The organism is Kribbella sp. NPDC056345, assembly GCF_042262745.1.
In the GTDB taxonomy this organism is placed as follows: Bacteria; Actinomycetota; Actinomycetes; order Propionibacteriales; family Kribbellaceae; genus Kribbella.
This window is the reverse complement of the sequence record NZ_JBHJQQ010000013.1, coordinates 30,050-52,010: the sequence shown is the minus strand read 5'-3', so window position 1 is coordinate 52,010 and position 21,961 is coordinate 30,050. Positions and strand designations below refer to the sequence as shown.

The 21,961-nt window shown below is 68.5% G+C and carries 23 protein-coding genes; 12 read left to right on the top strand and 11 right to left on the bottom strand.

Features of this window, described 5'->3' with window-relative positions; all coding sequences use genetic code 11:
- Window positions 1-293: 293 nt before the first annotated feature.
- A complete protein-coding gene (locus ACFCV3_RS34185) occupies window positions 294-944 on the bottom strand; it encodes a uridine kinase (protein WP_376037293.1) in 651 nt (216 codons plus the stop codon).
- Entirely contained in the window at window positions 931-1,413 is a 483-nt protein-coding gene (locus tag ACFCV3_RS34180; protein ID WP_376037291.1) for a hypothetical protein, read from the bottom strand. The genes ACFCV3_RS34185 and ACFCV3_RS34180 overlap by 14 nt, the downstream gene beginning before the upstream one ends.
- 88 nt (window positions 1,414-1,501) lie before the next feature.
- Here ACFCV3_RS34180 and ACFCV3_RS34175 point away from each other — a divergent pair, with 88 nt between their 5' ends.
- Complete coding sequence (locus ACFCV3_RS34175; protein ID WP_376037289.1) at window positions 1,502-1,999, top strand: SseB family protein; 498 nt, start codon at window positions 1,502-1,504, stop codon at window positions 1,997-1,999.
- A gap of 96 nt (window positions 2,000-2,095) precedes the next feature.
- On the opposite strand, the gene ACFCV3_RS34170 is transcribed toward ACFCV3_RS34175, so the two are convergent.
- From ACFCV3_RS34170 to ACFCV3_RS34160, 3 genes are read right to left on the bottom strand one after another with little or no spacing between them, the layout of a single operon-like run.
- The gene (locus tag ACFCV3_RS34170) at window positions 2,096-4,594 is read right to left on the bottom strand and encodes an ABC transporter permease (RefSeq protein WP_376037286.1); all 2,499 of its coding nucleotides are present in this window, start codon (window positions 4,592-4,594) and stop codon (window positions 2,096-2,098) included.
- 25 nt (window positions 4,595-4,619) lie between these two features.
- Window positions 4,620-5,360 (bottom strand): ABC transporter ATP-binding protein, encoded by a 741-nt coding sequence (locus ACFCV3_RS34165; protein ID WP_376037283.1) that lies wholly within the window; start codon window positions 5,358-5,360, stop codon window positions 4,620-4,622.
- The gene (locus ACFCV3_RS34160) at window positions 5,357-5,782 is read right to left on the bottom strand and encodes a DUF1707 domain-containing protein (RefSeq protein ID WP_376037280.1); all 426 of its coding nucleotides are present in this window, start codon (window positions 5,780-5,782) and stop codon (window positions 5,357-5,359) included. The genes ACFCV3_RS34165 and ACFCV3_RS34160 overlap by 4 nt, the downstream gene beginning before the upstream one ends.
- A gap of 141 nt (window positions 5,783-5,923) precedes the next feature.
- Here ACFCV3_RS34160 and ACFCV3_RS34155 point away from each other — a divergent pair, with 141 nt between their 5' ends.
- Window positions 5,924-6,628 carry a TetR/AcrR family transcriptional regulator gene (locus tag ACFCV3_RS34155; RefSeq protein ID WP_376037278.1) on the top strand — a complete coding sequence of 235 codons (705 nt, stop codon included), beginning with the start codon at window positions 5,924-5,926 and terminating at the stop codon, window positions 6,626-6,628.
- Here ACFCV3_RS34155 and ACFCV3_RS34150 read toward each other — a convergent pair.
- Both ACFCV3_RS34150 and ACFCV3_RS34145 read right to left on the bottom strand, forming a co-directional pair.
- Window positions 6,615-7,775 carry a glycosyl hydrolase gene (locus ACFCV3_RS34150; protein WP_376037276.1) on the bottom strand — a complete coding sequence of 387 codons (1,161 nt, stop codon included), beginning with the start codon at window positions 7,773-7,775 and terminating at the stop codon, window positions 6,615-6,617. The genes ACFCV3_RS34155 and ACFCV3_RS34150 overlap by 14 nt on opposite strands.
- A 243-nt stretch (window positions 7,776-8,018) precedes the next feature.
- Window positions 8,019-9,047, bottom strand: coding sequence for a LacI family DNA-binding transcriptional regulator (locus ACFCV3_RS34145; protein ID WP_376037273.1), 1,029 nt, complete (start codon window positions 9,045-9,047; stop codon window positions 8,019-8,021).
- A gap of 85 nt (window positions 9,048-9,132) precedes the next feature.
- On the opposite strand from ACFCV3_RS34145, the gene ACFCV3_RS34140 reads away from it, so the two are divergent.
- From ACFCV3_RS34140 to ACFCV3_RS34130, 3 genes are read left to right on the top strand one after another with little or no spacing between them, the layout of a single operon-like run.
- On the top strand, window positions 9,133-10,428 hold the full coding sequence (locus ACFCV3_RS34140; RefSeq protein WP_376037270.1) for an ABC transporter substrate-binding protein: 1,296 nt from the start codon (window positions 9,133-9,135) through the stop codon (window positions 10,426-10,428).
- Between the two features lie 7 nt (window positions 10,429-10,435).
- Entirely contained in the window at window positions 10,436-11,314 is an 879-nt protein-coding gene (locus tag ACFCV3_RS34135) for a carbohydrate ABC transporter permease (RefSeq protein WP_376037268.1), read from the top strand.
- The gene (locus ACFCV3_RS34130) at window positions 11,311-12,228 is read left to right on the top strand and encodes a carbohydrate ABC transporter permease (protein WP_376037265.1); all 918 of its coding nucleotides are present in this window, start codon (window positions 11,311-11,313) and stop codon (window positions 12,226-12,228) included. Before ACFCV3_RS34135 ends, ACFCV3_RS34130 begins: the two co-directional genes overlap by 4 nt.
- Before the next feature lie 85 nt (window positions 12,229-12,313).
- Here the strand turns inward: ACFCV3_RS34130 and ACFCV3_RS34125 are convergent, their stop codons facing one another.
- Window positions 12,314-13,213, bottom strand: coding sequence for a LysR family transcriptional regulator (locus ACFCV3_RS34125; protein WP_376037263.1), 900 nt, complete (start codon window positions 13,211-13,213; stop codon window positions 12,314-12,316).
- Window positions 13,214-13,283: 70 nt separating this feature from the next.
- On the opposite strand from ACFCV3_RS34125, the gene gabT reads away from it, so the two are divergent.
- Together gabT and ACFCV3_RS34115 are read left to right on the top strand one after the other, a co-directional pair.
- A complete protein-coding gene (gene gabT / locus ACFCV3_RS34120) occupies window positions 13,284-14,606 on the top strand; it encodes a 4-aminobutyrate--2-oxoglutarate transaminase (protein ID WP_376037260.1) in 1,323 nt (440 codons plus the stop codon).
- Window positions 14,603-15,976 (top strand): NAD-dependent succinate-semialdehyde dehydrogenase, encoded by a 1,374-nt coding sequence (locus ACFCV3_RS34115; RefSeq protein ID WP_376037258.1) that lies wholly within the window; start codon window positions 14,603-14,605, stop codon window positions 15,974-15,976. The genes gabT and ACFCV3_RS34115 overlap by 4 nt, the downstream gene beginning before the upstream one ends.
- A 1-nt stretch (window position 15,977) precedes the next feature.
- On the opposite strand, the gene ACFCV3_RS34110 is transcribed toward ACFCV3_RS34115, so the two are convergent.
- A complete protein-coding gene (locus ACFCV3_RS34110; RefSeq protein WP_376037255.1) occupies window positions 15,978-16,340 on the bottom strand; it encodes a DUF1844 domain-containing protein in 363 nt (120 codons plus the stop codon).
- Window positions 16,341-16,649: 309 nt separating this feature from the next.
- Here ACFCV3_RS34110 and infC point away from each other — a divergent pair, with 309 nt between their 5' ends.
- From infC to ACFCV3_RS34090, 4 genes are all read left to right on the top strand, one after another.
- Entirely contained in the window at window positions 16,650-17,339 is a 690-nt protein-coding gene (gene infC / locus ACFCV3_RS34105) for a translation initiation factor IF-3 (RefSeq protein ID WP_376037580.1), read from the top strand.
- Window positions 17,340-17,419: 80 nt separating this feature from the next.
- Entirely contained in the window at window positions 17,420-17,614 is a 195-nt protein-coding gene (rpmI, locus tag ACFCV3_RS34100; protein WP_132169842.1) for a 50S ribosomal protein L35, read from the top strand.
- Between the two features lie 95 nt (window positions 17,615-17,709).
- Window positions 17,710-18,096, top strand: a complete 387-nt coding sequence (gene rplT, locus ACFCV3_RS34095; RefSeq protein WP_132414996.1) for a 50S ribosomal protein L20 — start codon at window positions 17,710-17,712, stop codon at window positions 18,094-18,096.
- 29 nt (window positions 18,097-18,125) lie between these two features.
- Window positions 18,126-18,938 carry a TrmH family RNA methyltransferase gene (locus tag ACFCV3_RS34090; protein ID WP_376037252.1) on the top strand — a complete coding sequence of 271 codons (813 nt, stop codon included), beginning with the start codon at window positions 18,126-18,128 and terminating at the stop codon, window positions 18,936-18,938.
- Between the two features lie 58 nt (window positions 18,939-18,996).
- Here the strand turns inward: ACFCV3_RS34090 and ACFCV3_RS34085 are convergent, their stop codons facing one another.
- Window positions 18,997-19,374 (bottom strand): hypothetical protein, encoded by a 378-nt coding sequence (locus ACFCV3_RS34085; protein ID WP_376037250.1) that lies wholly within the window; start codon window positions 19,372-19,374, stop codon window positions 18,997-18,999.
- A gap of 190 nt (window positions 19,375-19,564) precedes the next feature.
- Window positions 19,565-20,269 carry a TetR/AcrR family transcriptional regulator C-terminal domain-containing protein gene (locus tag ACFCV3_RS34080; protein WP_376037248.1) on the bottom strand — a complete coding sequence of 235 codons (705 nt, stop codon included), beginning with the start codon at window positions 20,267-20,269 and terminating at the stop codon, window positions 19,565-19,567.
- 50 nt (window positions 20,270-20,319) lie between these two features.
- Between ACFCV3_RS34080 and ACFCV3_RS34075 the strand changes: the two genes are divergently transcribed.
- A complete protein-coding gene (locus ACFCV3_RS34075) occupies window positions 20,320-21,852 on the top strand; it encodes an MFS transporter (protein WP_376037245.1) in 1,533 nt (510 codons plus the stop codon).
- Window positions 21,853-21,961: the final 109 nt, after the last annotated feature.

Here is a 21,961-nt window from a genome sequence, read left to right as displayed (position 1 = left end):
CCGCCGGCCCCGGCCGCGCTGCGCCCGCCACAGCGGGCGGTCACCCAAGGTAGGCAGGCTTACGATCCCAACCTCTCGGCCGCAGCGGCGATCGGCCACCAACGACCTCTTCGGCCGCATGGGCGCCTCCGCTGCGGCGCGGCGGTGATGCGGCCGAGAGTGTCGGCTGGGCTGCTCGCCGCTGCGGCCGTCTGTTATGACGCAAGATGCCGTGTGCTGTGGTGACCGGGTGCCGGGTGCCGTCTGCCGTGGTGACCGTTTGCGGTGGGTGGCATGCGGCCGTGGGACGGGCTTCAGGAGGCGGCTGAGTCGTGAGGTAGGGCTACTGATTTCGCGACTAGCTCGGCGGTCGGGTCGTGTGGCACGTCGGGGTTGCCGTCGACGATGACTTGGGCGCGGTCGCGGGTGGACTGGGTGGCGAAGTGGTCGCGTTCCCAGCGCATCCACTCGAGCCAGTGGTCGCGGAGCGCCTCGCCGTCGCGCTCGATGCCGCGGTCCAGGCGGACCTCGTTGGTGGTCTCGATCCACAGTCGCAGTGATTGCCACTGGTCGGCGTCGCGGTCGCAGGAGGTGACGCCTTCGACGATGAGCAGGTCGACGGTGACCGGTACGACGTGGAGCTCGGCGTAGGCGCCGGTGTTCCAGTCGTAGCGGCGGTACCGGCCTTCGCGGCCGTCGGACAGTCGCTGCAGGACGTGGTCGCGCAGGAGGCCGAATCCACGCTCGGCACCGGCCCAGCCGTCGTACAGGTCGTCCATGTGGATGACGAAGGTGTTCAGGTCACGGGCCTTGGCCCGGGCTTCGAAGCGGCCGGCGAGGGTGGACTTGCCGGAGCCGGCCGGGCCGTCGATGGAGATCAGCCGGGTCCGGCCCAGCCGCGGGGGCGCGGCCTGGACGTGGTCGAGCAGGGAGTCCAGGGTCAGGGGGGTCTCAGTTGATTCCATGGCGCTTCAGGATGTCCTCGATCTCGTCGAAGTCCGACGAATCCTGCTGCCCACCCTTGGTCTTGGGCGGGGCAGCTTTGGCAGGGGCCGCCGACGCGGGCGCCGGACCGGTGGTGGTCAGTTCACCGGCGGGCTTCGGTTGTTTCTGCTTCTTCTCCTTCGGTGTCCGCGACCGCGCCACGCCGGAGACGACGTACAGCACGACCGAGACGCCGAACAGCGCGAAACCGGCCCAGACGGCCGGTGACAAGGCCACGTGGGTGACCCAGCTGACCGCCGACCGCACCACGTCCCAGACCAGCTCCAGCAGCCCGGTCAGGAAGAGCGAGACCGGCAGCAGTGACCAGGCCACTCCGCGCGTCCCCGCCGCGAGCCCGCGCCGCCGCCAGGCGGCCCACGAGCCGATCAGGCCGAGCAACGTGAGGCCCACGCAGAACGGCAGCAGCGTCAAATCGTTGAAGTCAGGCACATACCCAGGCTCGCACAGTCAGCCCGCGATCCAAGGGGGGTACAGCCCTGACGCCACCCTGAAACCGTGCTCCGGGGACAATAGGCGGGTGCAACCAGCAGAACGGCGTTTGGCATTCACAGGCTTCGACAACGACGACGGTACGGCGGACGCCGGGCTGGCGGCGGCGCTGGCGGCCGGGGACCACGGGGCGATGCTGGCGGCGCTGACCCGGGCGCGCCTGCTGGTGCCGGTGGTCGCGATGCTCGGTGAGGTCGAGTACGACGAGAAGGGCCTGGCGCACGACAAGACGTCGGATATGGCGGTCGCGCTCCTGCAGGGCCAGGACGGCCGGAACGCCCTGCTCGCGTTCACCGGCACCGAGAGCCTCGCCCGCTGGAGCCCCGACGCCCGCCCGATGCCCGCCCAGACCCAGCTGGTCGCCACAGCGGCCATCCAGGAAGGCGCCGCCGCGATCGTCCTCGACATCGCGGGCCCGGCGGCCGGCGTGATCGAGGAGGACGACGTACGCCGCCTGGCCGCCGGCCACCAAGTAGTCCGCCTCGAAGACGGCACCTACGCCTGGATCGAACCCGCCACCCCCTAACCGCATTTCGCTGGCTAGGCACCCGCGTTGGGGGTTAAGCACCGTGGATACGGGTGCAGAACCCCCAATTTGGGTGCCTAGCCAGCCAAATCGCGCTCAGCCGACGGGGGAGGAGAGGGCGTCCATGGGCTTGGGGCGCATGGAGATTCGGCCGGTGATGGCGGTGGTGGGGAGGACCAGGAGCAGTACGACGGCGACCCAGGCGAGCAGGATCCAGGGCGGACCGGAGGGGATCGGCCAGCCGCGGCTCGCGACCGCGATCGGGAGCACGGTGAAGGCGGCTGCGATCAGCCCGATCACCAGCCCGAGGCCCGCGATCACCAGGCCTTCCAGCATCAGCATCCGCGACACCTGCCGCCGGGTCGACCCGGTCAGCCGCTGCAGCCCGAATTCCCGGCGCCGATCCAGGACCGCGACCGCGATCGTGTTCACCGAGGCGATCGCCGTGTACGCGACCGCGATCCCGGCCAGCAGATAGGCGATGTACGCGTCGACTCCGAGCCCGGCGTCGTACCCGTCGCCCAGCATCTCCCGGCCACCGGCCGTTGCGCCGGGCCACTTCGAGAGGTCGACCGCTGTCTCGTCCGCGGTCTTGAGCAGCAGCATGCTCGGCAGACCGGTCGTGGTGTGCGCGGCCAGCAGTTCGGCGGGTAGCAGCAGCGGCTCGTAGCCCGACGGTCCCTCGGCCAGCGCGACCACCTTCACGGTGACCAGCGCGTTGTCGCCCAGCCGGACACCGAGCTCCGAACCCACGTCCACCTTGAGTTTCTTCGCCGTACCGGGTGGCAGTGCGATCGTCGAACCGCGCAGATCGTCCAGCGAACCCTTGGTGACCTTGCCTTCGTAGACCGGCCCGCTCAGACCGAGCAGCGGCCAGGCGTCGCTCGTGTGGGAGTCGTCGTACGGCGTCTCGATCCAGCCCTTGCTGCGGACGAGTTCGGAGACCGCGGTGACGCCGGGCAACCCTTTGACGTACTCGGTCAGCGGAGCCGGGATGCCGCCGGTGGAACTGGTGATGACGACGTCCGCGGCCAAGCTGCCGGTGGCGGCCTCGACGGCCGCCTTCTGCTGGGTGGTCTGGGCGTAGATGTTGCCCAGAGCAATGGTTGTGGCGATGGTGATCGGGATCAGGATGGCCGCGAACTGCACCGCCCGGACCCGCAGATTGATCACCGCGAGTACGCCGCTGGTGCCGCGCTTCTCGAGCAGCGTGGTCAGCCGCGGTACCAGCGCCCGCTGGATCACCAGCGGCGCGAGGATCGCCACCGCGATGGAACCGGTCAGGCCGGCCGGCCCGCCGATCGCTGCCGCGTTCGTGGGGCTCATGAAGAGGGTGGAGGCCGCGATCGACACGGTCACGCCGGCGAAGACCAGGCCGATCAGGATCCGCACCCGGCCCAGTGCAACAGCCGGTACGGCGGCCTCCGCGAGCGCCTGGATCGGACGGATCTGGGCAGCTCGCTGAGCGGCGATCCCGACGGTCACCCGCAGTACGACGAAGGTCAGCAGCGCGGCGCCTGCGAACGGCAGCACGCCCTGGTCGAACCGCAGTTGCGCCGGCACGATCCCGCCGTCGGTCAGCAACCCGAAGATCCAGCCCCCGGCGAACCGTCCGCACAGCAACCCGAGCACGAGCCCGAGCAAGCCGACCACCATCGTCTCGGCGATCACCATCTTCGCCACCTGCCTTGGCGTCGCCCCACTGGCCCGGAGCAATGCGAGCTCACGCCGTCGCTGGCGTACCGACAACCCGATCGTCGCCGACACCACCAGCGCCATCACCACAGCCACCATCCCACCGAAGACGCCGGACATGATGATCAAGGGCAAGCTCGTCGCAATCCCGCGGTACTCCGCAACGCCCCGATCGTCACCGGTGTAAGCCTTCACCCCCGCAGGCAGAGCAAGCGTCTTCGCCAACTCCCGCACCGAGGTCCCGTCCGCCGGGAACACCCCGATTGCATCCGGTGCCGGCGCCAGCCGCTCAGCCTCCGAATCCGCAAAAAACACCGACGGTACGCCGACCGCCCGCTCCGCCACCGCGATTCCCGCCACCGTGTACTGCTGCCGGGTACCGCGGACAGTCACGATGATCTGGTCACCGGGCTTGGCAGATCCAGCCAGCCGCTGGTCAACCACCACCTGTCCAGGCTGGGGCGCGCGTCCGGTCGTCAGGCGGTACGGGGTGAGTGGCGCAGATGCCCACCCGTGCCCGATCAGCACCTCGCCAGCAGCCGCGGCCTCTCCGGCGCCAGGCGCGCCGCGTGCCTGCGTGATCACGGCGGGGAAGGTGCGATCCACGATTGCGTTCGCGACTCCCGGCGTACTGGCGAGCTTGTTCGCGAGGTCCGCGTCGACCCGGTGGCGCTCGGGGAAGGCGGCGGAACCGGAGCCGTTCGGGGGGTGGTAGGCGGGGTCGCCGGTGACGATGAGAGGGGCGGCAGCGAGTCGCTGGGGCGGGGCGTTCAGGCGGAGGCCGGTCTCCAGGAGACCGCCGGCGGCGGCGAGCAGGGCGCTGCCGAGGAGGAGCGCGACGAAGATCGCCAGGAAGGCTGCGGTCCGGTGGCGCAAGGTGGTGAGCGCGAGACGAAACATGATGTGGTCTCCGAGGGGTCGTGGCTCAGGGAGTAGTGGGGGAGAGGCTTAGGTGGGCTAGTTCGGCGGCGACTGTTTCGGGGGAGGGGCGGTCTGACTCGGAGACGATTTGGCCGTCTACCAGGAAGACGACGCGGTCGGCGTATGAGGCGGTTACTGGGTCGTGGGTGACCATGACGATGGTTTGTCCGAGTGCTCGCGACTGGTCCCGTAGCAGTGCCAGGACCTCCAGGGCGGTGACGGTGTCCAGGGCCCCGGTTGGTTCGTCGGCGAAGGTGATTGCGGCGCGGCCGGCCAGGGCGCGTGCGATCGCGACGCGTTGCTGCTGACCGCCGGACAGCTCGCTCGGGCGGTGCCCGACACGTTCGGCAAGACCGACCCGTGCGATCACCGAGCTCACCCACGCCTCGTCCGGCGACTTCCCGGCCAGCGTGAGCGGCAGGACGACGTTCTGGCGTACGGTCAGCGCTGGCATCAGGTTGAAGGACTGGAAGACGAAGGCGACGTGCTCACGCCGCAACTCGGTCAGTGCGGTCTCGTCGAGTCCCAGCAAGGACTTCCCGGCCAGCGAGACCTGACCGGACGACGGCGAATCCAGACCGGCCGCACAGTGCAGCAGCGTGCTCTTGCCGGACCCGGACGGCCCCATCACCGCAGTGAAGGAGCCCTCCGCGAATCCGTAGGTGATACCGCCCAGCGCGGTGACCGCGCCCGGACCGGTGCCGTAGACCTTGCGGACGTCCGTGAGCTGCACCGGGGCGTTCACGCGCCCACCTGTACGTCGGTCTTGCGGTGGTAGGACTCGTGGGTCCACCACAGGATCGCGACGACCATGCCCAGGCCGAGGTCGGACCAGAGCCACCACGGCCAGTCGAAGTGCCCGAAGACGGCCAGCGTCACCCAGATGACGAACTGCACGACGCAGGCGACCAGCCACACGCCGGTGACGGCCCGCAGCGCGACGGTCAGACCACGCGGCGGCGTTGCGTCGGCGATCCCGGCGAACACCTGGCGGAGGTCGCCACGGTTCCGGGCGTTGCCGAGCAGCTCCTGACGGTCGGCGGCGGCGGACGGGGCCAGCGCACCCCGGCGTACGGCGTTGTCGAGCTTGGCAGCGGCCGAGCGGCGGTCGGATTCGCTCAAGGCGATCTGGTCAGGAAGCAACAGGGGATCGAGAAGAGTGTTCATCGGAGGAGCCCTTTCACGGAGTGTGGCTGATGTGAAATAGCGTAGGGGTTGAACAGTTTCACGTCCCAGGGTGCTCAGCCGCCGATCGGAGGTGGTGGTAGGCCCCCTTGCCTGGTGGTGCGAGTACGCGAAGATGGGGGCATGACCGCAGAGCTGCCACCCGGACTCACGCTGGCCTGGGGCGTCCAGCCGGTCCAGCGGCGCGGCCCGAAGCCGGGGTTGTCGGTCGAGCAGATCGTCGCCACCGGGATCGAGCTCGGCGACACGGCCGGGTTCGAGGCGATCTCGCTGCAGAAGATCGCGGCGCACCACGGCGTCACCACGAATGCGATGTACCGCTACGTGCGGTCCAAGGACGAGCTGATCGTGCTCGTCCACGACAAGGCGATCGCGGCGCCGCCCGAGCTACCGGCCGGCTGGCGTCCGGCGGCGACCGCGTGGGTGCACGCGCTGGTCGACCGGTACGGCGAGCGCCCGTGGCTGCTCGACATACCGATCCGCGGCGCGCCCGTCACGCCGAACATGATGCGCTGGGCCGAGGTGATGCTGCAGGCCTTCGCCGAGACGCCGTTGAGCCAGCACGACGCTCTCGGCTGCCTGATGCTGCTCGACGGGTTCGCCCGCAACTACGCGACCATCGCCCGCCAGCTGGGCGCGAACGACGACGTACCGGTCCAGGCCGAGCAGGTAGGCGCCTTCCTGGTGCCGCGCCTCATCGAGCACAACTACCCGATGCTCGTCGCCCTCTACACCAACTCCGAGTACAACGACGGCCTGGACGACGACCTCGAATTCGGCCTGACCCGCACCCTCGACGGCATCGAGGTCCTGATCAAGGCAGGGTGATGCGGACCGGCCCTTCGGTCCGCGCGGCCACCCACTGGAGGTGGAATTCGCTGCCGGGGGCAACTTCCGGGCGGCGCTCCGGCTGGGTGTGCAGGTTGATCGGTGCGGTCAAGGTGGTCACGGCGGGTTCGACCGGTACGCCGTTCGCCCGCACCGACGCGATCACCTCGGCCAGCGCCTGGGCGGCCGGCTTGCGTTCGTGGTCGACGGTGAACAGACCCAGGTCGTACTCGCGGTCTGGGAAGTCCAGCAGCCGCCGGTCGATGTCATGCGACGACCACCACGTCACGCCGTACAGGGCTGGGTTCGGCAGCACGTTCTCAACCGTCCGCCGCGTGAACTCCGCCTGCAAAGAGACCGGAATGTCCGGCCCCGGCACGCCGACCTCCTGCAGCCACACCGGCCGAGACGGATCCAGCGACGTCGCAGCCGCGAGCTCGACCAGGTAGTCGGCATGGCTGAGCGTCGCCGGACCCATCGGCCCGTCCACTCGCGAGACCCCGTTGAACACCCAGGAATGGACCGTACTCAGATCACCCAGATCCACCGCATCAGTCGGCAGGAACGGATGATCAGCCTTGTACCAGGCATCGTCGAACACCGAATGCAACGCCAGTACGTCGGGCGCCGCCTTCCGCACGGTGTCCAGCAGCTCCCCGGCCCACGCGGTCGACGCCCCGGCGGTCGTCGGGCTGTCCGGCCAGAGGTTGTTCACCTCGTTCCCGAGGGTGATCGCGAACAGGTTCGGCTTCTCCGCGACCGCGCGGGCCACGGTGTCGACGTACGCCGTCAATCCGTCCCGGACCGTGGAATCCTCGAACAGGCTGGCCTTGTGCCAGGTCAGCACCCACGACGGCAGGAAGTCGAAGCTCGACAGGTGACCCTGGATCAGGTCGACCGCCACCGACAGTCCGTGCTCGGCGGCCGCATCCAGCGTGTCCAGCAGGTCCTCGATCGCGCGCTCGCGCAGGATCGCCCGGTTCGGCTGGATCCACGGCCAGACGGGGAACACCCGCACGTGGTCCAGGCCCAGCCCGGCCAGATCCGCGAAGTCCCGCCGTACGGCGTCGCCGTCGTAGTCGAGCCAGCTGTAGAACCAGCCGCTCGAAGGAACGTAGTTCGCGCCGAACCGCGGATCCAAACCCATGATCCGCATGCTAAATCGGTTTAGCCCTCCGGAGCAACTGCCGTACCATCCGAGCGGATATCCCTCCCTGTCGCCCCTTCTCCCCCTCCCGAAGACCGGAGAACGGACATCTGGACGGGTTATCCGTCCGTGTCGCCCCTGCGCGGCGATCCCGCGACCGGAGAACGAGCATGTGGAGGGGTTATCCGTCCGTGTTGCCCGTTCTCGGGGGTCCTGAAGGTGGGAGAACGGCAACTGGAGGGGTTATCCGTTGGTGTGTGCGGGGGGAGCGGTGGACTCGCGGACGGTGAGGACGGGGTCGGCGGTGCGGCGGTTGACGACGGCGGTGGGGTCGGCGATGACTTCGAGCAGGACCTCGGCGGCCTGGCGGCCGAAGTCGAACGTGTCGCGGGACATGGCGGTCAGGGCCGGGTGCATGAGCTGGGTGAGGATCGAGTCGTCGAAGGCGACGATCGACAGGTCGCCGGGCACCGAGACGCCCATCTCCATCGCGACCCCGAGGCCGGCCACGGCCATCACGTCGCTGTCGTAGACGATCGCGGTCGGCCGGTCCGCCTGGGCGAGGAGCCGGCGGGTGGTCGCGGCGCCCTCGGCGTCGCTGAAGTCGGTGGTCAGGGACGGCGCGTCGAGCAGGCCGAGGCGTGGGGCAGCATCGCGGACGGCGCGGATCCGCCGCTGCGTATGCTGGAAGATCGGCGTACCGGCGACGTGGGCGATCCGGCGGTGACCGAGCGCGGCCAGATACTCCACGATCGTGAGCATGGCGTCGCGGTCGTCGGCCCAGACGGAGGCGAGCTGGCCCTTGCCGCCGCGGCCGCCGATCACCACCGCGGGGAGCTCGAGCTCCTTCAAGGCATCGATCCGGGGATCGCGCACGGTCAGATCGACCAGGATCACGCCGTCCACGCGGTGTTCGGACGTCCAGCGCTTGTACACCTCGACCTCGGTCTCGGTGTCCTCGACGATCAGCAGCTGCAGCGAGATCGACTCCGCGGACAGCCCCGACTGCACGCCGGACAGCAGATGTGCGAAGAACGGCTCGACCCCGAGCGTGCGCGCCGGGCGGGCGATCACCATCCCGACCGAGTCCACCCGCGACGCGCCCAGCGCCCGCGCGGCACTGTGCGGCCGCCACGCCATCTGCTCGGCGATCCGCAGGATCCGCTCCCGCGTCGCCTCGCTGACGCCCGGCCGCCCGTTCAGCGCGAACGACACCGCACCCTTGGACACTCCGGCCCGCTGTGCGATGTCCGCAATCGTCGGTCTGGCCACGGTACCTCCCTCACCCTTGACAGCGGATTCTACGATGTGAATAGTTCGGGAGCTATACCGGTTTATCAAACCCTGGAGAATCCCCATGCGTAGACGCCGTTCGGCGCTGGTGGCGTTACTTGCCGCCTCGGCCCTCACTCTGGCCGGCTGCGGCCTCGGCTCGTCCGACAGTTCCGGTGACGGCGGCGCGAAGCCGACCGTCGGTGCGGACGCCCAGGTGACCGGTGCGGTCTCGCTGCAGACCTGGGCCCTGAAGCCGAAGTTCACCGCGTACGTCGAAGGTGTGATCAAGGCCTTCGAGGCGAAGTACCCGGGCACCAAGGTGACCTGGCTGGACCAGCCTGGTGATGGTTACGACAAGAAGGTCCTGAGCCAGGCCTCGGCCGGCGACCTGCCCGACGTGGTCAACCTGCCGCCGGACTTCGCGCTCCCGCTGGCCAAGCAGAACCTGCTGCTCGACGTCGCCGCGGCCGACCCGAAGATCAAGGACGAGTACGTCGAGGGCGGCGTGCAGGCGTACCAGTACCAGGGCCTGAACGGCACGTTCGGCTACCCCTGGTACCTGAACACCGATATCGACTACTGGAACTCGGACAAGTTCGCCGCGGCCGGTCTGGACGCGAAGAACCCGCCGAAGACCTTCGACGAACTGCTCGCGGCCGCGAAGGTCATGCACGACAAGACCGGTGGCAAGGAATACCTGATGAGCCGGCTGCCCGGTATCGGTGACCTGACCAACGCGGGCGTGAAGATCCTGTCCGACGACGGCAAGAAGTTCACCTTCAACACCCCTGAGGCCGCCGCGCTGCTGGACAAGTACCGCGACGCCTACAAGGCCGGCTACCTGCCGCGCGACATCCTGACCCAGGAGTACCTGGGCAACTCCAAGCTCTTCACCCAGTCCAAGGTGGCCTGGACCACCGGTGGCGGGAACGCGATCCAGGACTTCACCAAGGACAACCCGTCGCTGAAGGGCAAGATCGTCCCGTCGCCGGCCCTCGACACCCCGCCGCTGTACGTGCAGGGCCTGTCGGTCTCGGCCAAGACCAAGAACCAGGCGGCCGCGATCGCGCTGGCCCGCTTCGTCACCAACGCCGAGAACCAGGCCGCGTTCGCGAAGATCGTCAACATCTTCCCGTCCACCAAGGCCTCGGCGAGCGACCCGTACTTCTCGAAGTCCGACGGTACGCCGGAGTCCGACGCGAAGGTGCTCGCGTTCGAGTCGCTGGCCAAGGCGAAGGTGCTCACGCCGCCGATCATCAGCGGTGCCACCAACGACTTCATCGGCCAGCAGATCTCGCTCGCGATCGCCGGCAAGATCACCTCGCAGGCAGCCCTGGACGCGGCCGTGAACAAGGCCAACCAGCTCCTGACTCAGTAAGGACGTAATGCGCTACCAACGGTGGTTTACCCCGTGGGTGCTGGTGATTCCAGCACTCACGTGGTTGCTCGTGTTCAACCTGTGGCCGTCGATCAACACGGTGATCCTGTCGTTCACCAATGCCAAGCCGCTCGGCGGCGGCACGTTCGTCGGGCTGAAGAACTTCGAGACCTTGCTGCACGACGAGCAGTTGCGGTGGGCGCTGCTGAACAGCGTCATCTACATGGTCGTCTGCCTGCCGTTCCTGACCATCATTCCGCTGCTGCTCGCCGTACTGGTGGAGAAGAAGCTGCCCGGGATCACGTTCTTCCGGACCGCGTTCTACACCCCGGTGGTCGCCTCGGCCGTGGTGGTGGCACTGATCTGGCAGTGGATCCTGGACGACCGCGGCCTGGTCAACGGTCTGGCCGAGAAGCTCGGTGTGATCTCCGGGCCGTTGCCGTTCCTGTCCGACCAGTGGTTGCTGCTGCTGAGTGCGATCAGCCTGACGATCTGGAAGGGGCTGGGGTACTACATGATCATCTACCTGGCCGCCCTCGGGAACGTCGGCCGCGAACTGCACGAAGCAGCGGCGGTCGACGGTGCGAATGCGCTGCGGCGGTTCATCCACATCACGATCCCCGGTGTCCGCGGAACGATGATCCTGATTTCGATCCTGATCTCGGTGTCGGCTCTGCGGGTCTTCTCCGAGCTGTTCATCCTCAGCGGTGGCAAGGGCGGTCCGGGTGGTCGCGACAACTCGGTCGTGATGCTGATCCAGCAGTACAGCCAGGGCTTCGAGGGCAACCTCGGCTACGCCTCGGCGCTGTCGATCGTGCTGTTCTTCGTCACCGTCGTCCCGATGCTCGTCCTGGCCCGTCTCAACCGCCGAGGTGCCGAAGCGTGAGCACAGTAACGGATCCCGCACGTCCGATCGCTCTGCCTGATCAGCCCGGTACGCCGAAGCGGCGGCGGAGCGGGACCTTCGGATTCAACACCGTGTCACCCCGGGAGAAGGTGGCCCGGTACGTCCTGCTCGTGTTCGTGCTGCTGATCACGATCGGGCCGTTCCTCTGGCAGCTGTCGACCTCGCTGAAGGGGTCCGGTGAAGACATCTACACCCGGATCCCGCGGCTGCTTCCGTCCCAACCGACCTTCGACCACTACAAGGCGGTCGCCGACACGATCCCGGTCTGGGACTACGCGCGGAACTCGCTGGTGGTCGCCGTACTGGTTGTCGGCGGCAACGTCATCGGCGCCTCGCTGGCCGGGTTCGCGATCTCGCGGTTGCAGTTCAAGGGCCGCAAGCTGGTGCTCGGGCTGTTCCTGGCCACGCTGGTGCTGCCGGGTGAGGTCACGATCATTTCGCAGTACGTGACGGTCCGGGAGTTCGGTCTCGCGAACACGCTGTTCGGTGTCGCGCTGCCCGGCATGATCGGCGCGCTGAACGTGCTGCTGATGTACAACGCCTTCCGCTCACTCCCGATCGAGGTCGACCAGGCCGCGGTCGTGGACGGCGCGAACGCCTGGCAGCGGTTCGTCTTCATCGGCCTGCCCTCGGTCCGCGGAACCATCAGCGTGGTGGCGATCTTCGCCTTCATCGGTGCCTGGGACGACTTCCTCTGGCCCCTGATCGTCTTGACGGACCCCGACAAATACACCCTCACCGTCGGCCTCCAGTACCTCTCCGGCACCTTCAGCAACAACCCTCGCCTGATCGCGGCCGGCACCATGATCGCCTTCATCCCGATCGTGATCGTCTTCGCCACCCTCCAACGCTTCTTCTTCAAGGGCGTCGAGGAAGGCGCCGTCAAGGGCTGATCGGTCGCGAACGACACGTAGTAGTCGGCCCGCCGAGTGCCGCTCACGCCTGCGAACCGGCGCCGGATCACCTCGGCGGCCACCACTACGTGTCGTTACCGACGTGGTAGCGGGTGGCGACGAACTGGCTGAGGCGGTCGGCTATGTGGGCTAGGGCGGCTCGGGCTGGGTGGCGGGAGTCCCAGGCGCTGACCAGGCGGACCGAGAGCTTGCCGTCGTCGGTTTGGACAGGCAGCGCTCGGAGGCCGAACTGCGGGTCGTCCGAGACCACCGCGACCCCGCGGCCGGCCGCGGCGAGTGCTTGGGCGACGGTGCCGTCGGCCGCCTCGATCGGGCGCTGGTAGCTGCGGTCGGCGCGCCGGAGCGCGGCGTCGAGGGAACTGCGGGAATTGAAGGTGGCGGGTGGCAGGATCAGCCGCTCGGCCGGCTCCTCGACCAGTTCGGCGAGGCGGAGGCGGGCGCGGCGTGCCCAGCGGTGGTCGGCTGGGACGCACGCCCAGACCGGCAGCACGGCCAGCGTCGTACTCTCGTACGGCGCTCCCGCGGCCGTGCTCGTCACCGCGAGGTCGGCCCCGCGCCCCAGCACCTCGGCCGCCGTCTGCCCGTCGGCCTGGAAGACCTCCGGGATCGGGTCGTCGGCGTCCAGCGTGGCGATGAACGGCGCGACGACGTCTCGCAGGGTCGTCAGGGGAGCGCCGATCGTGAGGCGGTCGAGCCGGCCGCGGGCCTGGTAGGTGGCAGCGACGCGCAGGGCATCCGCTCGCTCCAGCACCTCCTGCGCCAGCGGCAGTAGCGCCTGACCGGCTCGGGTGGGGGTCAGCCGGCCGCCGGTGCGGTGGAAGAGCTCGACGCCAAGCTCCTGCTCGAGCTGCCGGAGCTGCCGGGACAGCCCGGGCTGGGTGATGTGCAGCCGGTCCGCTGCGGCGGTGACCGTCCCGGCGTCGACCGTCTGCACGAAGTACTGCAATGTGCGGAGCTCCACCATGCCTCCCAGGCATGCCAATCGTGCAGAACAAGTATTGGACAGCATAGAACGCCGACCGAAGACTGGGAGGATGACGATCGAACAGCGACGCATTCTGACGACGGCGATTCCGGGCCCGACATCGGCCGGGCTGATGGCACGTAAACAAGGCGCGGTCGCGGCCGGTGTGGGGACGACGCTGCCGGTCTTCGCGGTCGCCGCCGACGGCGGGGTCGTGGTCGATGCCGATGGCAACCAGTTGATCGACCTCGGGTCCGGGATCGCGGTCACCACCGTCGGGGCCCGGGCGCCGCGGGTGGTCGAGGCCGTCAAGGCGCAGCTCGACGCGTTCACCCATACCTGCTTCATGATCACTCCGTACGAGGGCTACGTCGCCGTGGCCGAGGCGCTGAACCGGCTGACCCCGGGCGATCACGACAAGCGCACCGCGCTGTTCAACTCGGGTGCGGAAGCGGTCGAGAACGCGGTCAAGATCGCCCGCGCCTACACCGGCCGGCAGGCGGTCGTCGTCTTCGACCACGCCTACCACGGCCGGACCAACCTGACTCTGGCGATGACGGCCAAGAATCAGCCGTACAAGCGCGGGTTCGGCCCGTTCGCCGCCGAGGTCTACCGCGCGCCGGTCTCGTACCCGTATCGCGACGGCGGGCTGGACGGCGCGGCCGCCGCGGCCCGCGCGCTCGACGTGATCGAGAAGCAAGTTGGCGGGACCGAGGTCGCGGCGGTGGTGATCGAACCGATCCAGGGCGAGGGCGGTTTCGTCGAACCGGCTCCCGGCTTCCTGCCGGCGCTGGCGGAGTGGTGCCGGGTCAACGGTGCGGTCTTCGTGGCCGATGAGGTGCAGAGCGGGTTCGCGCGGACCGGCGACCTCTTCGCCTGCAACCACGAGGGCGTCGTACCGGACCTCGTCGCGACCGCCAAGGGGATCGCGGGCGGTCTGCCGCTGTCTGCGGTGACGGGCCGGGCCGAGATCATGGACGCACCGCAGGTCGGCGGTCTCGGTGGCACGTACGGCGGAAACCCCCTGGCGTGCGCGGCCGCACTGGCGGCGATCGAGACGATCGAGGCCGACGGCTTGGTGGCGCGGGCGCGGCAGATCGAGGAACTGATCAAGCCGCGGCTGCTGCTCGCGCAGAAGGAGGACGACCGGATCGGCGACGTCCGCGGGCGGGGGGCGATGATCGCGGTCGAGCTCGTGCAGCCGGGGACGTCGGTGCCTGCGCCGGAGCTGGCCAAGGCGGTCGCTACTGCTTGCCATCAGCAAGGAATCATCGTGCTGACCTGTGGTACCTACGGCAACGTGCTGCGGTTCCTGCCCCCGTTGACGATCAGCGACGACCTGCTGGTCGAGGCCCTGGAGATCGTTGTCGCGTCGCTGCGGGAGATCTCATGATCACGGTGCTGAACCCGGCCGACCTGACCGTCGTCGGCGAGGTCCCCGATGGCACGCCGGTCGATGCGACCGCGGCTGTCGATGCGGCCGCAAAGGCCTTCCCTGACTGGGCCAAGACGGCGCCCCGGCGACGGTCCGAGATCCTGTACAAGACCTTCGAGCTGATGCTGCGCGACCGCGAGAAGCTGGCCGAACTCATCAGCTCGGAGAACGGCAAGTCCCGGGCCGACGCTCTGGCCGAGGTGGGTTATGCCGCGGAGTTCTTCCGCTGGTACGCCGAGGAGGCGGTCCGCCCGGGTGGCGACTACGGCTCGGCTCCGGCCGGCGGCGTACGGACGATCGTCACCGCCAAACCGATCGGTGTCGCCGCCCTCGTGACCCCGTGGAACTTCCCGGCCGCGATGGCGACCCGCAAGATCGCCCCGGCCCTCGCTGCAGGCTGTACGGCGGTACTCAAGCCGGCGGCCGAGACTCCGCTGACCGCGCTGGCGATCGCCGAGCTGCTCACGGAGGCCGGCGTACCGGCTGGAGTGCTGAGCGTCGTGACGACCACGGACGCGGCCGGCGTCGTCTCCACCTGGCTCTCCGACTCGCGGGTGCGGGTGATCTCGTTCACCGGCTCGACCCCGGTCGGCAAGGCGCTGCTGCGGCAGGCGGCGGACCGGGTCGTCGTGACTGCGATGGAGCTTGGTGGCAACGCGCCGTTCGTCGTCACCGAGGACGCCGATCTCGAGCAGGCGGTCGCGGGCGCGATGATCGCGAAGTTCCGCAACGGCGGTCAGGCTTGTACGGCGGCCAACCGGTTCTATGTGCACGAGGCAGTCGCCGATCGGTTCACCGAGCTGTTCGGTCGCGAGGTGGAGAAGCTTGCCGTCGGCCCCTATTCCGGGGGTGCGCAGATCGGCCCGCTGATCTCGGACGCCGCCGTCCAGCGGGTGACGTCGGTCGTCGACGAGGCCGTCGGAGCCGGGGCCCGCATCACGCACCAGGCCGCCGTACCGGCTGCTGCTGGGCACTTCTACCCGCCGACGGTACTGCGGGATGTCCCCGACGACTCGACGTTGTTCACCGAGGAGATCTTCGGCCCGGTCGCCTCGATCGCCACCTGGTCGGACGACGACGAGCTCGTCGCCCGGGTCAACGACTCCGAATACGGACTGGCTGGTTACGTGTACGCCGGTGAGCTGGGCAGGGCGATCCGGATCAGCGAGGCGCTGGACGTCGGCATGGTCGGGGTGAACCGCGGCCTCGTCTCCGACCCGTCAGCTCCCTTCGGCGGCGTCAAGCAGAGCGGCCTCGGTCGCGAGGGCGCTCGGGACGGACTGCGCGAGTACCAGGAGACGCAGTACCTGAGTATCGACTGGCCCTAGGTCAGCGGGCGGCGGGGTAGACGGCGCCGGTGTACTTCTCGCCGGGGCCGGCGCCGGGCTCGTCGGGGATGGACGAGGCTTCCTTGAAGGCGAGTTGCAGGGAGCGGAGGCCGTCGCGGAGCGGGGCAGCGTGGTGGTGACCGAGGGACGGTGCCGCGGCGTCGAGCAGGCCGGCGAGCGCGTCGATCAGGGAGCGGGCCTCGTCGAGATCCTTGTGCTCGGGGAGGTCCTCGGCCAGGCCGAGGTTGACCGCGGCCGCGCTCAGCAGGTGCAGGGCAGCGGTCGAGATGATCTCCACACTCGGTACGTCGGCGATGTCGCGGGAGGCGGTCGGGGACTGCGGAGTGGAGAGTTCGTCGGTCATGGTGTTACTGTTGCATAGCGACCGATCCGGTCCGGCGGTGCCCCATGGGTGGAATACCCGAGGAGCTCCGGTGGTTGGATCCAAGCGGAGGGCCACCTCCCACCCAGCTGATGAACAGTCAGCGGGTCCCGGTCACGCCGAGACTCCGGTCTTGGCGATCGTACGGCGTACCACCGGTGACGGTTGGTGAGTTGTTGATCAGGGAATTGGGCCTTCGTGTGTTAGTCGCACGGAGGCCTTCGTCGTTTCTTGAGGAGACCTCGAGCGGCGAAGAGGTGGTACCGGAATCAGAACAACCCAGGAGGACCCATCACCATTGAACTGCGCGTCAACGAGCGCATCCGCGTTCCCGAGGTGCGTCTGGTCGGACCGAACGGTGAGCAGGTAGGCATCGTCCGGATCGAAGACGCACTGCGGTTGGCACAGGAAGCCGATCTCGACCTGGTCGAGGTTGCGGCCACGGCACGCCCGCCGGTCTGCAAGCTGATGGATTTCGGCAAGTACAAGTACGAGACCGCGCAGAAGGCGCGCGAGTCCCGCCGGAACCAGACCAACACCGTCATCAAAGAGATGAAGCTGCGGCCGAAGATCGACCCGCACGACTACGAGACCAAGAAGGGTCACGTCGTCCGCTTCCTCCGTGCCGGTGACAAGGTGAAGATCACCATCATGTTCCGCGGTCGCGAGCAGTCGCGGCCGGAGCTCGGCTTCCGGCTGCTGCAGCGGCTGGCCGAGGACGTCAGCGAGCTCGGCTTCGTGGAGTCGAACGCCCGCCAGGACGGCCGGAACATGATCATGGTTCTCGGACCGCACAAGAAGAAGTCCGAGGCGCGCGTGGACGTGGACGCCGAGAAGGCGAAGAAGCAGGCCGAGCGTGAGGCCGAACTGGAAGCGGAGCGCGTCGAGCGGGCCGCCCAGGTCAAGGCACACGAGGCCGAGATCGCCGCCGGTGCCACGAAGAAGCCGAAGGGTCCGGCAGACAACCTCGACCCGGAGTGAAGGACTGCTCCGGCTCCCGGCCGGAGCACCGTCACTGTGAGTTCGAGTCAACGAAAGAACAATCCAGGAGTTCATTAGCCATGCCGAAGATGAAGACCCACTCGGGGATGAAGAAGCGCGTCCGCGTCACGGGCTCGGGCAAGCTGCGCCGCGAGCAGACCGGTGTCCGCCACCTCGCCGAGGCGAAGTCGTCGAAGCGCAAGCGCCGGCTGAGCGGCACGGTCGAGGTTGCGCCGTCGTTCGCCAAGAAGGCCAAGAAGCTTCTCGGCATCTGAGGCTCCCGCCTCGCGGGGCCTCGTGGCCCTTCCCCCCGAACATCCGCCGTACCGGCCCAGCCCGGTCGCGGCGCAGAACCAAGGAGTAACACCTCATGGCACGCGTGAAGCGGGCAGTCAACGCCCACAAGAAGCGCCGGGTCGTACTCGAGCAGGCCAGCGGCTACCGCGGCCAGCGCTCGCGGCTGTACCGCAAGGCCAAGGAGCAGGTCACCCACTCGCTCGTCTACGCCTACCGTGACCGCAAGGCGCGCAAGGGCGACTTCCGCAAGCTGTGGATCCAGCGCATCAACGCTGCGGTCCGCGCCGAGGACCTGACCTACAACCGTTTCATCCAGGGTCTGCGCCTGGCCGAGATCGAGGTCGACCGCAAGATCCTCGCCGACATGGCCGTCAACGACCCGGCGGCGTTCTCCGCGATCGTGCAGCTGGCCAAGGCCGCTCTGCCGGCCGACGTCAACGCGCCGACCAGCGCGGCCTGAGCACTACCGTTTCCGGACGTAGCACCCGAGTGGCGAGCCCTGGTCTGCTGACCGCGCAATCCGTGCGGATCAAGCAGGCCCGGCGGCTCGCCACTCGTGCGTTCCGCCGCAAGACCGGCCGCTTCCTGGCCGAAGGCCCGCAGGCGGTCCGCGAGGCCCTCGAGCATCGTGAACTCGTCCTCGAGGTGTACGCCGAACCTTCCGTGGCAACGCGGCATCGCGATCTGCGCGACCTGGCCGCCGCGGCCGACGTACCGTGGTTCGACGTCGACCGGGCCGGCGCCGAGGCGCTGAGCGAAACCGTCACCTCCCAAGGTGTCGTCGCCGTCTGCTCACTCGTCGACGTCTCGCTGGAGCAGGCCGTTCTCCCGTCTGCCCGCCTGGTCGCCGCCGGCTTCCAGGTGCGCGACCCCGGCAACGTCGGGACCTTGATCCGTACGGCGGACGCGGCCGGCGCGGATGCCGTCGTACTGTCGACAGAGTCGGTCGACCCGCACAATCCGAAGGCCGTCCGGGCCAGCGTCGGCAGCATCTTCCACCTGCCGATCACAGTCGAGGCCGACCTCGCCACCGCCGCCACAACCTGGCGGGCCCAAGGCCTCCAGGTCCTGGCCGCCGACGGCTACGGCACCACCGACCTCGACACCTGTATCGACGACGGCACCCTCGCGAAACCGACAGTCTGGCTCTTCGGCAACGAGGCCCACGGACTCCCCGACGGCTTCGACGCCTTCGTCGACCACTCCGTCAAGGTCCCCATCTACGGCCGCGCCGAGTCCCTCAACCTCGCCACCGCCGCCGCCATCTGCCTCTACGCCTCAGCCCGCGCCCAACGCCACTGACCGAAGAACCTCGGACACCTGACCAGGTGCCCGAGGTCCGGTCGATCCGGGGTACGGGTCAGGTGACGTTGGTGCAGGTGCTGCCGAGGTTGTAGAAGTTGCCGCCGCCGTCGTTGCGCCAGGCTTCTCCGCAGTAGCTCTTCGAGCCGCGCAGGACGTTGACGCCGCCCAGGTTCACGCGGTGGGTCTGGACCGGGTTGGTGTCCGGGCCGTTGATGCCGTTGGTCTTGAAGTGACCAGGCCAGTTGCCGCAGATGTTCTGCGACTCGACGTACCAGACCTTGCGCCACTGGGCGTCGACCGTCTCGTAGTTCACGAAGACGCGGAGGCAGCCGTTGGTGGTCGCGTTGCTCGCCCAGGCCTGGGTTGCGGCGATGCCGGTTCCAGCGATACCCAGGGTGAGGGTCGCGGCCACCATGGCGAAGCGCTTGATCATGAAGTGCTCCTTCGATTGGTTACGGAGGGTCCATGGTCAGCGCAACCCAGTGTCACCGACGGCTACTCCGTGTTCTCCTCGAAAGTCTTGACATGACGTTCCGTTGATGTAGAGGAGCGTTTCGCGCGGTGAATCGGCGAAAGTGACGGAGCGTAGCCGACGAGCCTCACTGAAAGGGTTGACGGATCGATCACTCCGTGTGATCGATCCGGGCGGCGATGCCTTCGAGGACTATCTCGAGGCCGTAGGTGAAGGAGTCGTAGAACATGGCGTCGATGTCGCCGGTGGTGCGGCGGCGGGCGGACTCCTGCATGATCGGGTCGGCGACGGGCTCGGTGCGTTCGCGGACTTCGGCGGCGAGCTGGTCGAGGGTCTGGCCGCCGCGGCGGGCCATTTCGCGGGTGGCGACCTCGCCGCCGGTGCTGCCGAGGACGAAGGACATCACGGTGCCGAGGGCGAAGTCGGCGGTGCGGCCGGTGAGGCCGGCGGCGGCGATCAGGGCCAGGCCGCGGGTGCCCATCGTCATCGCGTTCGGGCCCATGCTCGGGCGGGTGTACATCACCTCGGGGAGCCAGGGGTGCCGCATGATCGTCGCGCGCATGCTGTGCGCGAACAGCAGCAGGCCGCTGCGCCAGCCGGCCAGCTCCGGTTCGGGGATGTCGATCTCGCCCCAGACCTCGTCGATGAGCAGGTCGATCAGGTCGTCCTTGGTCGGGACGTGCCAGTAGAGGCTGGTGGCGCCGGAACCGAGTTTGGTGGCGAGCTTGCGCATGCTGAGGCCGGCCACCCCCTCGGTGTCGAGTGACTCCAGTGCGGCGCGCACGATCTGCTCGCGGGTGAGCGTCTCGCGGGCGGGGGCCGCCTTCGGCTGCCGGGTCCAGATCGATTCCTTCACGGGAAACATCCTACTGGAACACTGTGCGAGTTGTGTCGTACAGTGTGCGAGTGACTAGTACACCGTTCGAGTCGGCCGCTGCCGAAACTGCCGCTGGGCATCCACGCCGCTGGTGGATCCTGCTGATCCTGTGTCTGAGCCTGATGGTGCTTGTCGTCGACAACACCGTGCTCAACCTGGCCATCCCGTCGCTGATGCGCGATCTGGGCGCCACTCCCGCCGACATCCAATGGGTGATCGACGCCTACATCCTGGCTTTCGCGGGCCTGCTGCTGACCGCCGGCAGCCTGTCCGACCGCTTCGGCCGCCGGAAGATGCTGCTGATCGGCCTGGTCCTGTTCGGCGCCGCGTCGCTGCTGGCCACGCTGGCCGAGACTCCGTGGCAGCTGATCGTCTGCCGCGGTCTGATGGGGGTCGGTGGCTCCCTGCTGATGCCGAGCACGCTGTCGCTGCTCTTCACCGTGTTCCCGCCGGAGGAGCAGCGCAAGGCAATGGCCGGCTGGTCGATGGTCGCGATGGTCGGGGTGATCGCCGGCCCGACGATCGGCGGCGTCCTGCTGAACCACTTCTGGTGGGGTTCGATCTTCCTGCTCAACGTCCCCATCGCCGTCGTCGCGATCATCGGCGCCATCGCCCTGATCCCGGAATCCCGCGGCCCGGCCCGGAACGTCGACCCACTCGGCGCCGTACTGACTGTCATCGGGATGGCGTCGGTCGTGTGGGCGATCATCGAGATCCCCACCAAGGGGTTCGGGTCGGCGCAAGTCCTTGGTGGGCTGGCGGTTGGAGCCGTCGCGCTGACGGCGTTCGCGCTCTGGGAGAAGCGGAGCGCGCACCCGATGGTCCCGCTCGAACTGTTCAAGGACCGCCGGTTCAGCGGGACCAGCTTCTCGATCGTGCTGCTGTCCTTCACCGCAGGCGGTCTGATGCTCGCTCTGACCCAGTACCTGCAGTTCGTCCTCGGCTACAGCCCACTGAAGGCCGGCCTGGCACTCATTCCGTACGCCGTCGCCGCGACCGTCTTCAACGTGCTCGGCGCGACGCTGGGCAAGAAGCTCGCCGACCGCACGCTGATCGCCCTCGGCCTGGCAGTCATCGCCGGTGCGTTCGCGATCCTGTCCCAGGTCTCCGGTACGACGGGCTACGGCCTGCTGATCGCCGGCCTGATGGTGATGGGGATCGGCGGTGGCCTCGCCGGACCGGCGGCGTACACGTTGCTCATGCAGGCGGTCCCGGCCGAGCACCGCGGTGTCGGTTCCGCCATGAACGACACCGTCCAGCAAACCGGCGGTGCGCTGTCGGTCGCCGTACTGGGCAGTGTCCTGGCCGCGGCCTACTCAGCCAACCTCCCGGACGCCGTTCCCGAGGCAGCCCGCGACTCCATCGCCGCCACCCTCGCCCTCGGCCCCGAGTTCGTCGCGGCAGCCCGAGACTCCTTCACCAACGCCATGACCATCGCGATGACAGTAGGCCTGGTCGGAGCCCTAGCCGGAGCCCTGGTAGCCCTGGCCGTCCTCCCCCGCCGCTCACCCCCCGACCCCACTCCCAACCCCGCCCCCTCCGAACACGATTTCGCTGGCTAGGCACTCAACGTGGGGGTTCGGGACGCGGTAAACAAGGTGCCAAACCCCCAAAGCGCTGGGCCACCCCCCAAAATAGGGGGGGGGGGGGTTTGGGGGGCGCTGAACGGGG